Raw genomic sequence first — 12840 nt, 5'->3', positions numbered from 1 at the left:
CCAAAATCACTTTGAGCCGGGCCCGCAACCCCCAGACCAAGGCAAGACGACAACGCAAAGCTTGCGGGCCCGGCTCAAAGTGATAGGCCTCAATCAGGCGACGGGATGACCACCCAGCGGCCAACCTCGAGAAGGTGGGGGACAGCGCTCCGGGTGGCCATCCCAGAGCCTGCCGGTCCGGCGAGGACATTCTTTTTCACCGCTCCACTCTTTGCTGCGGCAGAGCGGATCCGACCTCCCCCGCCCCTCCGGTCGGAGTTCAGCTGCTCAGCTCAGCACGAACCGCACCACATGCTCAGCCAGTTCCTCACTGGCATCTTCCTGCAGAAAGTGCCCCGCCCCGGCGATCACCGGGTGCGCCAACCCCTGCGCGCCCCTCATCGAGCGCTGCAGAACCGGAGCCATCCCACCCGTGATCGGGTCGCCGTCGGAGAACGCGACCAGGAACGGAAGGTCCAGCCCGCTCAACGTCTTCCAGGCCGCGCGGTTGGCCTCCGTAGCGGGGTTGTCGGGCCGGTAGGGCACCAGCCCCGGCATCGCCCGCGGACCGGCCTTGTACGTCTCGTTCGGGAAGGGCGCGTCGTAAGCGGCCCGCACCGGATCCGGCAACGTGGACGCGCACCCGGACTGCACGAACCGCGCGACGTCCAGCACCGGCGCCTTCTCGACGGCCTCGCGAAAGGCGTGCCACACCGGCGGCATGTCGTGGTCGCCGCTCGGCAGGCCGGTGTTGGACGCGACCACCCGTGAGAACCGCGTCGGGTGCTCGGCGACCAGGCGCAGCCCGATCAGGCCGCCCCAGTCCTGGCCGACCAGTGTCACGTCGTGCAGGTCCAACGCGTCGAACGCGAACCCGCGCATCCACTCGACGTGCCGGGCGTAGCTGTGGTCGGCCTGGTTCGCCGGCTTGTCGGACCGGCCGAAGCCGACCAGGTCCGGGGCGATCGCCCGGAGCCCGGCCGACGCCAGCACCGGCAGCATCTTGCGGTACAGGAACGACCAGCTCGGCTCGCCGTGCAGCAGCAGGACGACCGGACCGTCCGCCGGGCCCGCCTCGACGTAGCCGACTCTGATCCGGCCGTCGTGCGGGTCGTCCAGCTCGGCGTACCGGGGTTCGAAGGGGAAGTCGGGCAGGTCCGTGAACCGGTCGTCCGGTGTCCTCAGCAGGCGCACGGACCCACGCTAGTGCGAACGGCCCACCCCGGCCAAGATCAGGAGATGCCGACCGCCACCACGAGGCCCAGGCCGATGTGCGCCGCCGCGACGACGATGCTCACCGGGGCGAACTTCTCGCTCTCGATGGTCGAGGCCACGTCGATGCGGGTCGCCCACTCCAGCAGCCGGACCCCGACCACCTGGACGACGATCCCGAGCAGGCCGTAGACCAGCGACGTGATCAGGCCCTCGGTGAGGTCGCTCGCCGAGTTGAAGATCGCCACGACGACGATGAACGACATCGCGAGGAGCCCGGACGCGGTCACGATCACCGCGTTCGGCAGGCCCTGTGTCACCAGCTTCGACAGCTTGCCGGGCGTGGTCCAGTCGATCGCCCAGAAGCCGCCGAACATCAGCAGCAGGCCGATGACGCCGTACAGCAGGATCGCGCCGATCCCCCGCACGAGGTCGGAGCCGAACGTGTCGGACAGCGCAAGGGTCGTGTTCACGAATTTTCTCCCAGGGGAAAAGAGCTGATCAGCGACGGTGTTGTATCACGACTCGACGATGCGGTGTGGGACAAATGCCGCACCGTCGTCGGTGACCAGGCCGCCGGTCTCGCGGATGCCCAGCCCGGCGGAGCTGTCGCCGACGATCCACGCACCGAGCGCCGGCCGGTAGCCGTCGAACTCGGGCAGCGGATCGAACGCCTGGTAGACGAAGCCTTCGGCGCCGTAGACCCCGTCGGTTTGGGTCTCGTAGCCGGTCGCGACGATCTGGACGTTCGCGCCCTCGCGGCCCAGCTTCGGCTTGCGGACGTACTCGGTGAGGATGCCGGGGTCGTCGGCGAACGCGGGCAGCAGGTTCGGGTGACCCGGGTAGTTCTCCCACAGGATCGCCAGCAGCGTCTTGTTGGAGAGGATCATCTTCCACAGCGGCTCGATCCACAGCGTCCGCGGCAGCGACTCGACGGCGTTGCGGCCGAACTCCTCGTCGACCACCCACTCCCACGGGTACAGCTTCAGCACGGTCGCCATCTGCTGCTCTTCGAGGTCGACGAACCGCTTGAGCAGCGGGTCCCAGCCGATCTCCTCGATCGCCAGGCCGACCGTGTCGAGGCCGGCCTCGGCCGCGGTCTCCTGCAGGTACGCCGTGGTGACGTTGTCCTCGCCGCTCGGGTCGGCCGCCGACCAGGTGAAGTGCAGCTCGTTGGACGGCAGCTTGTCCCGGAGCTGTGTCCACCGCTCGACGAGCTTCTCGTGGATCGAGTTCCACTGGTCGTCGTCCGGGAAGACGTCGGTCTTCCAGTGCCACTGCAGCAGCGACGCCTCCAGCAGCGTGGTCGGCGTGTCCGCGTTGTACTCGAGCAGCTTCGCCGGCGACTTGCCGTCGTAGCGCAGGTCGAACCGGCCGTAGACGTGCGGGTCCTGGCGTTTCCACGACTCCGCGATGTGCGGCCAGACCCACTCCGGGATGCCGAACCGCTGGTAGCCCTCGGTCGTCACGACGTTGTCGACGGCCTCCAGGCACATCGAGTGCAGCAGCTCGACGTCGGCTTCGAGCGAGAGGACCTCGTCCATGTCGAAGACGTAGTGCACGGACTCGTCCCAGTACGGCCGCACCCGGCCGCTGCTGTCGCGGGCCGGCGTGCCGTAGACGAGTCCCTGCTCTTCGACGATCCGCTGCCAGTCGCGCCGCGGCTCACGCCGGTCCCGGTACACCTACGATCCCCCGCTCTTGCCGCTGCCGCCGGTGCTGCCGCTCTTGCCGCTGATGCCGAACCCGCCGCGCTGGACGGACTTGCCGGACTTCGTGTTGACGCTGGTCCGCGCCGACGGGGGGTCGTACGAACCCCCGGAAACGCGCTGCCCGATCGTGCCGGAGCCGCCGTAGTTGTACCGGTAGCTCTGGTAGCCGCCGCCGTTGATCGGGATGAACCAGAACCCGCCGCTGGAGTAGCCGTGGTGGCTGGTGACGTAGTTCTCGTCGCAGTTGTCGTCGGGCTGGACGACGCCGTTGGAGTCCGTGCAGACCGCGGTGACCTCGCCCGCCGGCTTGGCGACCGCGTAGAACGTCGCGACCAGGCCGACGAGCCCGACCGTGACGCCGCTGCCGATCAGGATCTTGCGCCGGGTCGCCGCCTTGGCGTCGGACTGGCGGGCCAGCTCCTCGTCGCGCTCCTCCTGGGCCAGCGCCTGCCGGCGGGCCCGCTGTTCGGCCAGCGAGGGCTGGCGGGGCTGGGTGTTCGAGTCCTGGAACCTCATCGAGCCGCGTTTCGGCGACTCGGGGGGCGGCTGGTCCCCAGTATTGTTGTCCTGCGTCATGTGCGCTCCGTAATCACCGGCCACCGCGAAACCGTGACCACCCTAACCACCCGGACCGCGCACGTCATGCGCGGCGCGGGCATCATGGACTGCGATGTCTCCCAGCGCCGATCGGTTCCCCACCGCCACGCAGACGTTGCGTACCCGCGTCGTGATGGGCGGGATCTTCGCGGGCGCGCTCATCGCGCTCGCGCTCAGCGTCGTGTTCTCCTGGAGCGACGGCGTCATCGGCGGCTCCGGTGGCGGCGCGGGCAAGCTGTCCGCGGCGGCCCAGGAGGCGTTCCACTCCCCGCCCGGCAGCTGCCTGACCTGGGACAACCCCGACGCGAGCGACGCGCGCAAGGTCGCCTGCACCCAGCCGCACCTGTTCGAGGTGACCACGCTCGTGGACATCGGCCCCCAGTACCCGGAGGACGCGCCCGTCCCGTCGCTGGACCAGTGGCAGCAGATCGCGCAGCAGAAGTGCACCGCGGACGTGAAGCCGTACCTCGGGCACAAACTCGACCCGTACGGCAGGCTCACTACGAACCTGCTCCGCCCGACGCCGTCACAGTGGGAAGACGGCGACCGCCAGCTGCGGTGCGGCCTGCAGTGGGCCGGCCCCGGCGGCAAGCTGCTGCCGACGACCGGGCCGGCCAAGGACCAGGACCAGTCGCTGGTCTTCGAGCCGGGCACCTGCCTGGCCCTGCTCGGCAAGGGCGTCGGCGATCCGATCGACTGCACGAAGCCGCACTCGTACGAGATCGTCGCGACCCTCGACCTCAAGACGAACTTCAAGGACGGCTACCCCGCCCAGGACAACCAGAAGGCCTGGCTCGACACCGAGTGCAACAAGGCGGCGGCCGACTACACCGGCGGCGCCGACCTCGACGCGAAGAAGCTGATCCTGACCTGGGACCTGCGGGAGCAGGAGAGCTGGGACACCGGCTCGACCAAGGTCAACTGCAAGGTGGCCTCGGCGCTGCCCGACAAGAGCGGCCTGCAGGCGGTGACCGGCAGCGTCAAGGCCGCCCCGGCCGGTCCGGACGGCGGCCAGCCCCAGGACGGCGGCCCGCCGTCGGACGGCGGCGGTGGCCCGGCCACGCCGAATCCCGCCCCTTCGACGGCGAAGCAGGGCGGCTGATGCCCGTCGAGATGAGCCGGGAGCGGTTCGAAGAGCTGGTCTCCGAAGCCCTCGACGAGGTGCCGCCCGAGTTCGCGCGCGCGATGGACAACGTCGTCGTGCTCGTCGAGGAGTTCAACGACGAGGCGCCGGACATCCTCGGGCTCTACCACGGGATCGCGCTGACCGAGCGGACGTCGTCGTACGGCGGGGTGCTGCCCGACCGGATCTCGATCTACCGGCAGCCGATCCTGGCCATGTGCGAGGACGAGGACGAGGTCGTCGAAGAGGTCCTCATCACCGTCGTGCACGAACTGGGCCACCACTTCGGCATCGACGACGCCCGGCTGCACGAGCTCGGCTGGGGCTAGTAGCAACACCGTGACCACAACCGGGTGATCCCCACTTATCCTGTTACCCGAAGTCATTGGGTGACTGCGACCTGTGCCGGGGGCCCCGATGGTCAACGCGCGAAGACTCACCTGGCTGCTGACGTCGAGCGCGGCGTCCCACCTGGGGGACGGCATCGGCAAGGTGGCCCTGCCCCTGCTGGCCACGACGCTGACCCGCGATCCGGTGCTCATCGCCGGGCTGTCCGCCACCCAGTTCCTGCCCTGGCTGCTGTTCGCCGCGGTCGCCGGTGCGCTGGTCGACCGGGTCGACCGGAGGCGCGCGATGATCGTCGCGAACACCGCCCGGGCCGCCGCGGTCGGCGCGCTGGCCCTGCTCGTCGCCGCCGGCGGCACGACGATCTGGCTGGTCTACCTGACCGCGTTGATCATCGGGACCGCCGAGACGATCGCGGACAGCGCGGCGAACGCGCTGATCCCGGCGGTCGTCGGCGACGGTTCGCTCGACTCGGCCAACAGCAAGCTGCAGGCCTGCGAGATCGTCGGCCAGACGTTCCTCGGCGGCCCGGTCGGCAGCCTGACGTTCGCGCTCTTCGCCGCCTTCCCGTTCATCCTCAATTCCGCGGGCTTCACGATCGCGGCGGCGGTGCTGCTCGGGCTGGCCGGCACCTACCGCGGCAAGGCGGAGCCACCGGCGAAACTCCGCACCGAGCTCGCCGACGGCCTGCGCTGGCTGCGCCGGCGCCCGCTGCTGCGGCGGCTGGTCGTCGTCGCGGGGCTGCTCAGCCTGGTCAGCGAACTCGCGCAGGCGCAACTGGTGCTGTACGCGCTCGAGGACCTCCACCTGTCCGACGCGACCTTCGGGTTCTTCGCCTTCGTCGGCGGGATCGGTGGCCTGCTCGGCGCGGGCGTCGCCCCGCGGCTGGTGCGGGCGACCGGCCGGCTCGCGGTCGTCACCGGCGGGATCGTCTGCTGCGGCCTCGGGTTCGGCGGGATGGGCCTGGTGCGCTCGCCGGTCGCGGGCGCGGCGCTGTTCGGGTTGTTCGCGGCGGCGGTGGTGGCGGTGAACGTCGTGCTCGCGACGGCCCGGCACACGCTGGTGCCCGGCGAGTTGCTCGGCCGGGTGCTCGGGGTGTGGCGCACGGTCGTCTGGGGCGCGATCCCGCTCGGCGCGCTGCTGGGTGGCGTGCTGACCGAGCGGCTCGGCTCGGCCGCGCGGACGTTCGCCGTGTCCGGCGTGGCGATGCTGGCGATCGCCGCGTTCGCCTTCGGTGCGCTGCGGCACGGCCTGCTCGGTGACGAATCGGACTCAGCCGCGGCGCGGACCCACCACGATCCGGGATTGTGAGCTGAAATAGCCCCTCACCCACGTGGTGAGGAGGAACTCATGCGCACCGTGGACCCGGGGACCGGCACCGACGCCGATCCCGACTTCGACGAGCCTCCGGCCGAGTCCGGTTCCACCCCGCCCCCGCCGTCACGCCGGCTGCTCGTGGTGTGCGCGGTGGCCGGGTTCGTGCTGGGCGGCAGCGTGCTCGGGCTCCTGTGGGGACTGTCCGGTGTGCACGCCGGCGCGCTCGAAGACGCCGTCGCGGCGTGCCAGGCGCTCGACCGCGTGGGCGAGCTGCCCGACACGAGCCGGGACGCGCAGCCGTCGCTGACACCCGGGCTCAGCTCGGAGCGGCTGCACCGGATGATGGCGGCGCGTGAGCTGTCCGCGGCCGCCGCCCAGGTGAACGCCAACTACCAGTCGCTGGCCGACCACGTCGACGGCGTCAGCCGGATGGTGCTGAGCCTGCACTTCAACGACATCGCCGGCCAGCGGCACCTGACCGAGGCCAAGGAGATCTGCGGCCGGATTTGAACAGCCGTCCGCCGGGGGGCGGCGGAGCGGGTCCGGGTCAGGCGGGGTGGACCGTCTTCACCGCGAGCTGGTTGCCCGGGATCTTCGTGCTCGCGCAGCCGGTGCCGTCGTCCGGCACGAAGTTCGACGCGGTCTCCTGCGGCAGGTAGATGCGCAGCCCCTTGACCGGCGTCGGCTGGCAGGTGCCCGGGTCGAAGTTGCGCACGTTGACGAACTGGATGTCGGCGGCCGCGGTCTGGCCGGGGTTGAGCTTGACGGCGTTGCCCTTGGTGCCGTCACGGAAGGCGTCCTTGCCGACCTGGTGCCCGTCCGCACCGGCCACATAGGACACGCCGGGGAATCCCTGGATGGTGCAGGGCTTCGCGCTGGAGTTCCTGATGAGCAGCGGCCGGAACGTCGAGCCGGCGCCCGAGTCGCCCTGACCGAGCGAGAGCTTGACGTCCCCGGACTTGCACAGCCCGTTGTCGGCGGGCTGGGCCGCGGGCGGCTCGGCCGGCGTCGAGGTGGGGGTGGGGCTCGGCGTGGCGGTGGTGACCGTGGTGGTGGCGGTCGGCGACGCCGAGGTCGACGGCGTCGAGCTGTTCGCCGCGTTCGTGGTGCCGCCCCCGCCGCAGGCGGAGAGCGCGAGGACGCCCGCCGAAGCCGCGACGACCGGGAACAACCGTGAAAGCTTCATGTCAATCGCCTCCCTGGTGTGGTGCTACTGGGTAGACGTACCGGGTCGCGGGCGGGTTGGCTGCTCTCGTAAATTCCCCACGGGACGTGTTCTAAACGTGACAGGATCACACGTTCGGGTCTTCAGAGCGGCGTGTCGACCCAGGTCAGGCAGCGCCACCGGCCATCCGGCTGCGCCACCAGCTCCACGAGACCGGTGTTGGGGATCAGCGCCGCGTTGGCGACGTCCGGGTGCACGTTCGGGGCCAGCCATTCAGCGGCCAGCCGGATCGCACCGCCGTGGCTGACCAGGGCGATCACCCCGTCCGGGTCGGCCTGCTCGTGCTTGGCGCGCAGCCGGCCGACCGCGTCCAGCATCCGGGTGCGCACGCTCGTGCCGCTCTCGCCGCCGGGCAGCGACGGCGCCAGTTCGCCGAGCGTCCAGCGCCGGACCGTCTCCATGTAGGTCCGGATCGACGCGTGGTCCGTCGCCCCTTCGAGGTCACCCGCGACGACCTCGTGCACCCCGTCGACGACCTGCACCTCCAGGGAGAGCCGCGCGGCCAGCGGCGCCGCCGTCTGCTGGGCGCGCGTCGCCTGCGACGCGTAGACGGCGACCAGCGGCTCCTCGGCCAGCCGCGCCGCGAGGGCGTCCGCCTGCCGCCGGCCGAGCTCGGTCAGCGGCGGGCCGGGCAGGGCGGTGTCGAGCGCGCCGCGGACGTTCCCGTCGGTCTGCCCGTGGCGGATGAGCAGCAGCCTCACGCCTGGGCCCCCTTGCGGACGGCGTCGGCCCACGCGGCGGCTTCGAGGAAGTCGTCGTTGCCGAAACCGGGCTCGATCGTGGTGGAGACGCCGTCGGCACGCGGGTGCGAGCCGAGGAACCGCAGGTTGCGGCAGTGCCGGCGCAACGCCGTCAGCGCGTCGAGGACCCGGGGCTCGGCCACGTGCCCCTCGAAGTCGATGAAGAAGCGGTACTCGCCGAAGTTGCTGCGCGTCGGCCGGGCGTCGAGCCGGGTCAGGTTGATGCCGCGGCTGGCCAGCTCGGTGAGCAGCTCGGCGAGCGTGCCGGTGCGGTTCGCGGCCGCGGCGACCACGGACGTCCGGTCCGCGCCGGTCGGCTCCGGCAGCTCGCCCGGCCGGCGGACCAGCAGGAACCGCGTCGCCGCGTCGGTGACGTCGGCGACTTCGGTGGCCAGCACGTCGAGGGCGTAGTGCTCGACCGCCACCGGGGCGCAGACCGCCGCGTCGAAGTCGCCCTCCAGCACGCCGACCGCGGCGGCGGACGTCGACGACGACGCCACCGCGTTCGCGCCGGGCAGGTGCGCGTCGAGCCACTCGCGGACCTGGGCCAGCGCGTGCGGGTGGCTGGCGACGGTCCGGATCTCCCCGCCCCCGGGCCGGGTCAGCACGCTGAAGTGGATCGGCAGGATGGTCTCGGCGACGGCGACCAGCGGCTCCGCCTCGCTGAGCGCGTCGAGCGTGGCGGGCACCACGCCTTCGACGGAGTTCTCGATGGGGACGCAGGCGGCGTCCGCCGCGCCCTCGCGGACGGCCGTCATCGCCTGCCTGATGGTCTCGACCGGGATCAGTTCCGCGCCGGCGGCGAGCACCCGCGCGGCCTGTTCGGTGAAGGTCCCCCGGGGGCCGAAGTATGCGATCCGTGACACAGCACCCAGGCTACGGGGCCTGGCCGTGGCGACATTCACTCGGACAGCCGGTACGGGAACCGGTTACGCCGGGTGGCATTTTTTGCGATGCTGAGGGCGTGACCGCCGAATCGGGCACGCACGCCGGACGTGAGGGCGCCAAGCCGCCGGTCGCCCCTCGCGCACCGGAGCTGGTGCTGTGCGCCGTCGATGAACCACTCGCCGATGCCTGGACCGCCGCCGCGCAGAAGCTCGCCGGCCGGGTCCGGGTGCACCGCGGGTCGGTGCTCGACGTCGTGGCCCAGGCCGTGGTCAGCCCGGCCAACTCCTACGGCTGGATGCGCGGCGGTATCGACGCCGTCTACGCGCGGGCGTTCCCGGGCGTGGAGCAGAGCGTCCGCAGCGCCGTCCTGGCCTTCCACGGCGGTGAGCTGCCGATCGGCGACGCCGTGGTGGTGCCGACCGGCGAAGCCGAGCCGGCGTGGTTGATCAGCGCGCCGACCATGCGGGAGCCGGGCGAACTGCTGCCCGCCGACACCGTCCACCCCTACCTCGCGGCCCGCGCGGTGTTCCTGACCTGGCGCGACGGCCGGCTCGACCACGGCCCGGTGCGGGAGTTCGTCCACACGGTCGCGATGCCGGGGCTCGGCACCGGCGTCGGCGGCGTCGCCCCCGCGACCTGCGCCCGGCAGGTCGCCGCGGCCTGGGACGAAGTCTTCGGAAATCGTGACGCTCGGTGATCAACCCCGGTTGGGGGGTGGACTACGTCACAGCGCTTTAACCGGCCATAAGCCCTACCGTTAATCACGCAGGTGAAACGTCCGCCAGTGCAGGCGACGGCCGGAAGGGTGTGCGATGACCCGGGTCCGCGAACTCAGCCCGTATGTCGAGCTGCACCGGGAACAATGGAAAGAACTGCGAAGTTCGACGCCGCTGCCGTTGACGGCGGCCGAGCTGCTGCGGCTGCGCGGTCTCGGCGAGCAGGTCGACCTGGCCGAGGTGGCCGACGTCTACCTGCCGCTGTCCCGCCTGATCAACCTGCAGGTCGCCGCGCGCCAGCGGCTCTACGAAGCGACGACGACGTTCCTCGGTGACGACTCCCGCGGCACGAAGGTCCCGTTCGTGATCGGCATCGCCGGGAGCGTGGCGGTCGGCAAGTCGACCACCGCCCGCCTCCTGCGCACGCTGCTCGCCCGCTGGCCGGACCACCCGCGCGTCGACCTGGTCACCACCGACGGCTTCCTGTACCCGCGGGCCGAGCTGATGCGGCGCGGGATCATGCACCGCAAGGGCTTCCCGGAGAGCTACGACCGCCGCGCGCTGCTGCGGTTCGTCACGGAGGTCAAGTCGGGTGCCGAGCGCGTCGCCGCGCCGGTGTACTCGCACCTGGCCTACGACATCCTGCCCGGCCAGGAGCAGGTGGTGCAGCAGCCGGACATCCTCATCGTCGAAGGCTTGAACGTGCTGCAGCCGGGGCCGCGGCTGATGGTGTCCGACCTGTTCGACTTCTCGATCTACGTCGACGCGCACACCGACGACATCCAGCGCTGGTACGTCGAGCGGTTCCTCGAACTGCGGCACACGGCGTTCGCGGACCCGGCGTCGCACTTCCACCACTTCGCCGGCCTGCCCGACGACGAGGCCCGCGCCGAGGCGCGGCACCTGTGGCACTCGATCAACGAGCCGAACCTGATGGAGAACATCAAGCCGACCCGGCCGCGGGCGACGCTGGTGCTGCGCAAGGACTGCGACCACGCCATCAACCGGGTCCGCCTGCGCAAGCTCTGACCCGCTCGATCTCATCGGGGGCTCCGGGTGGCGGAGCCCCAGATGTCACAGTCACGCACCCCGTCACCCACATGCCGCGCATTCGCACGCTGCGCGAGTGCGCGGCCACGATTCGTCGCGATCTCGCGACTCTCCGCTCCGGATTCCGGCCGATCGGCCGAGGTGCGCCGTGCAGCCGTAACCGGTTGGCCGATATCCCCGGCCGCTTGTGAAAGCGACCCTGAAGAAGTCAGGAAAACGGCTCTGAGCTGGGGAGGAGGCCCACGATGTTCACGATGATCCTCACGTGGGTCGGTGCGGTGCTCGGTCTGGCCTTGCTGATCGCGATGGCCGCCGGAACGTTCGTCGTCGACTTCGACGACCGGCTGCAGGAACGCCGGCGCAAGGGAAAGCCCGCCGAACCGGCAGGCCCCCTCCCCTGACGATCAGAGCTCGGCCAGCGCCTCGACGTAGGCGTCGGCGTCGTATTCGAGGTTTTCCCCGTCCAGCAGGCTGTTTTCCAGCGTGTCGATCAGCTGCTCGAAGATCTCGTCGCGGTCGAGCTCGCCCTCCTGGAGGCGCTCGACGGCCGGCCAGACCTCGGCGGGCTCGTTGTCCCACAGCTGGTCGACGATCGTGGCGCGCAGGATCAGCCGCTGCTCGTCCTCGTCCTCGTCGGCCTCGGCGATGACGAGGGCGCGGCGCTGGTCGGGGTCGGTCGGGTCGAGGTCGACCTCTTCCTCGTCGATTTCCGTGGTCAGCGACGGCACGGCGAACATCCGGCGCTCCAGCGCGTCGGCCAGTTCGGTCGGCGACAGGTCGCCGGTGTCGGCGAAGTAGCGCTCCAGCGGCGAGTCGTCATCGTCGGCGTACTCGCTGAGGTAGTCGGAGACGGCCTCGTCGAGGGCGGCGATCGCCGTCTCGGTCAGGTGCGCCCGCTCGCCCGTCCACTGCACCCAGGCCAGCACGACCGGCTCGACGGCGTCCTCGTGGTCGGCGTCGAGCTCGTACTCCTCGCCGAGCAAGCCCTCGAGGAACCGCGCGATCTTCTCCGGCCCGACGCGCAGCGGGTTGCCCGGGTCGGTGCGCAGGCCGTGTTCGAGCAGCAAGCCACCGATCGCGCGCGCGGCGCCGGCGTCCTCACCGCTCGCCGCGACGAACTGCTCGACGACGGCGGCGCGCTCGGTTTCGGACCACTCGGCCACCTCGGGCACGAGCGCGGGCTCGGGAAGCGCGCGGCACCAGGTCAGCGCGACCGCGTGGAAGCGGGCGTAGTCCTCGCTGACGTCGGCCTCGTCGAGGTGGTCGGTGGCGGCGAGGCCGTCCGCGATCAGGCGGTGGGCCTCGGCGGGATCGACCGCTTCGAAGACGACCAGTTCCGGGTCGGCGTCGGACTGCTCCCGCATCTCGGCGAGGACATCGGCGGGCTGGTCGATGACGACGAGGTCCCGCACCCGGCCCGCCTCGGTGAAGTCGAGCAGCGCGAGCAGGCCGTACGCCTGGTCGCCGTGGGAGAAGACGCAGAGCAGGGACGACTCGTCGCCGTAGACGTCACCGGTCCGCCAGCACTCGCCGGCGGTGAGCCGGCCCAGCCCGTCGGCCCAGGAGGGCGCGGGGATGCCGCGGCCGAGGACGACCTGCAGCCCGGCGTCGGCGGCCTTGCGCTCGACGTCGGTCTCGGCGACGACCTTCAGCGCGGCCAGCAGCGCGGCGGCGCCCGGCGTGATCTTGCGCTGCGCGAAGGCGATGAGCTCCAGGCCGAGCGGCTCTTCGCCGTCTTCGACGGGCAGGTCGCGGAACTGGCCGAGCACCTCGGAGGCGAGCAGTTCGACGTCGACCGGCTCGGGGTCGGCGCCCAGCGCCGAGAAGTCGTTCAGGACGTCCTTGAACAGGCCGGTCACGCTGTGGGTGACGGGCTGCGGCGGCTTCTTGCGGGCGCGACTGACCGGGCTCATGGCTTCATGCTTTCACTTCACCC

At 71.1% G+C, this 12840-nt stretch carries 15 protein-coding genes; 7 read left to right on the top strand and 8 right to left on the bottom strand.

Going from position 1 to position 12840, the window contains the following annotated elements:
* Positions 1-267: 267 nt before the first annotated feature.
* Genes QRY02_RS38475 through QRY02_RS38460 form a run of 4 tightly spaced genes read right to left on the bottom strand, consistent with a single transcriptional unit; the run spans position 268 to position 3479 of the window.
* On the bottom strand, positions 268-1173 hold the full coding sequence (locus QRY02_RS38475; RefSeq protein ID WP_285987661.1) for a haloalkane dehalogenase: 906 nt from the start codon (positions 1171-1173) through the stop codon (positions 268-270).
* Between the two features lie 38 nt (positions 1174-1211).
* Complete coding sequence (locus QRY02_RS38470) at positions 1212-1664, bottom strand: DUF350 domain-containing protein (RefSeq protein WP_285987660.1); 453 nt, start codon at positions 1662-1664, stop codon at positions 1212-1214.
* 45 nt (positions 1665-1709) lie between these two features.
* Complete coding sequence (locus QRY02_RS38465) at positions 1710-2876, bottom strand: glutathionylspermidine synthase family protein (protein WP_285987659.1); 1167 nt, start codon at positions 2874-2876, stop codon at positions 1710-1712.
* Positions 2877-3479 (bottom strand): hypothetical protein, encoded by a 603-nt coding sequence (locus QRY02_RS38460; protein WP_502874161.1) that lies wholly within the window; start codon positions 3477-3479, stop codon positions 2877-2879.
* Positions 3480-3573: 94 nt separating this feature from the next.
* On the opposite strand from QRY02_RS38460, the gene QRY02_RS38455 reads away from it, so the two are divergent.
* From QRY02_RS38455 to QRY02_RS38440, 4 genes are all read left to right on the top strand, one after another.
* Complete coding sequence (locus QRY02_RS38455) at positions 3574-4602, top strand: septum formation family protein (protein ID WP_285987658.1); 1029 nt, start codon at positions 3574-3576, stop codon at positions 4600-4602.
* Complete coding sequence (locus tag QRY02_RS38450) at positions 4602-4952, top strand: metallopeptidase family protein (RefSeq protein WP_020642760.1); 351 nt, start codon at positions 4602-4604, stop codon at positions 4950-4952. The genes QRY02_RS38455 and QRY02_RS38450 overlap by 1 nt, the downstream gene beginning before the upstream one ends.
* 88 nt (positions 4953-5040) lie before the next feature.
* Positions 5041-6279, top strand: coding sequence for an MFS transporter (locus QRY02_RS38445; protein WP_285987657.1), 1239 nt, complete (start codon positions 5041-5043; stop codon positions 6277-6279).
* A 39-nt stretch (positions 6280-6318) separates the two neighbouring features.
* Positions 6319-6795, top strand: a complete 477-nt coding sequence (locus QRY02_RS38440) for a hypothetical protein (RefSeq protein ID WP_285987656.1) — start codon at positions 6319-6321, stop codon at positions 6793-6795.
* Between the two features lie 37 nt (positions 6796-6832).
* Here QRY02_RS38440 and QRY02_RS38435 read toward each other — a convergent pair whose 3' ends face one another.
* From QRY02_RS38435 to pheA, 3 genes are all read right to left on the bottom strand, one after another.
* Positions 6833-7477 carry a DUF4232 domain-containing protein gene (locus QRY02_RS38435; RefSeq protein ID WP_285994041.1) on the bottom strand — a complete coding sequence of 215 codons (645 nt, stop codon included), beginning with the start codon at positions 7475-7477 and terminating at the stop codon, positions 6833-6835.
* Between the two features lie 116 nt (positions 7478-7593).
* On the bottom strand, positions 7594-8211 hold the full coding sequence (locus QRY02_RS38430; RefSeq protein ID WP_285987655.1) for a histidine phosphatase family protein: 618 nt from the start codon (positions 8209-8211) through the stop codon (positions 7594-7596).
* On the bottom strand, positions 8208-9116 hold the full coding sequence (gene pheA, locus QRY02_RS38425) for a prephenate dehydratase (protein ID WP_285987654.1): 909 nt from the start codon (positions 9114-9116) through the stop codon (positions 8208-8210). The genes QRY02_RS38430 and pheA overlap by 4 nt, the downstream gene beginning before the upstream one ends.
* Before the next feature lie 98 nt (positions 9117-9214).
* Between pheA and QRY02_RS38420 the strand changes: the two genes are divergently transcribed.
* From QRY02_RS38420 to QRY02_RS38410, 3 genes are all read left to right on the top strand, one after another.
* Complete coding sequence (locus QRY02_RS38420; protein WP_285987653.1) at positions 9215-9835, top strand: macro domain-containing protein; 621 nt, start codon at positions 9215-9217, stop codon at positions 9833-9835.
* Positions 9836-9950: 115 nt separating this feature from the next.
* Complete coding sequence (coaA, locus tag QRY02_RS38415) at positions 9951-10883, top strand: type I pantothenate kinase (protein WP_013222129.1); 933 nt, start codon at positions 9951-9953, stop codon at positions 10881-10883.
* A gap of 266 nt (positions 10884-11149) precedes the next feature.
* Complete coding sequence (locus QRY02_RS38410; protein WP_285987652.1) at positions 11150-11305, top strand: hypothetical protein; 156 nt, start codon at positions 11150-11152, stop codon at positions 11303-11305.
* Positions 11306-11308: 3 nt separating this feature from the next.
* Here the strand turns inward: QRY02_RS38410 and QRY02_RS38405 are convergent, their stop codons facing one another.
* Positions 11309-12817 carry a hypothetical protein gene (locus tag QRY02_RS38405; protein ID WP_285987651.1) on the bottom strand — a complete coding sequence of 503 codons (1509 nt, stop codon included), beginning with the start codon at positions 12815-12817 and terminating at the stop codon, positions 11309-11311.
* Positions 12818-12840: the final 23 nt, after the last annotated feature.

It is taken from the genome of Amycolatopsis sp. DG1A-15b (genome assembly GCF_030285645.1).
Classification (GTDB): domain Bacteria; phylum Actinomycetota; class Actinomycetes; order Mycobacteriales; family Pseudonocardiaceae; genus Amycolatopsis.
The sequence above is the reverse complement of the archived record's forward strand: the minus strand, read 5'-3'. Positions and strand labels throughout refer to the sequence as shown.

Coding starts and splice junctions, on each gene's coding strand:
- QRY02_RS38460 (WP_502874161.1), bottom strand. CDS start 3,479: ATGACGCAGGACAACAATACTGGGGACCAGCCGCCCCCCGAGTCGCCG.
- QRY02_RS38455 (WP_285987658.1), top strand. CDS start 3,574: ATGTCTCCCAGCGCCGATCGGTTCCCCACCGCCACGCAGACGTTGCGT.
- QRY02_RS38450 (WP_020642760.1), top strand. CDS start 4,602: ATGCCCGTCGAGATGAGCCGGGAGCGGTTCGAAGAGCTGGTCTCCGAA.
- QRY02_RS38445 (WP_285987657.1), top strand. CDS start 5,041: ATGGTCAACGCGCGAAGACTCACCTGGCTGCTGACGTCGAGCGCGGCG.
- QRY02_RS38440 (WP_285987656.1), top strand. CDS start 6,319: ATGCGCACCGTGGACCCGGGGACCGGCACCGACGCCGATCCCGACTTC.
- coaA (WP_013222129.1), top strand. CDS start 9,951: ATGACCCGGGTCCGCGAACTCAGCCCGTATGTCGAGCTGCACCGGGAA.
- QRY02_RS38410 (WP_285987652.1), top strand. CDS start 11,150: ATGTTCACGATGATCCTCACGTGGGTCGGTGCGGTGCTCGGTCTGGCC.
- QRY02_RS38405 (WP_285987651.1), bottom strand. CDS start 12,817: ATGAGCCCGGTCAGTCGCGCCCGCAAGAAGCCGCCGCAGCCCGTCACC.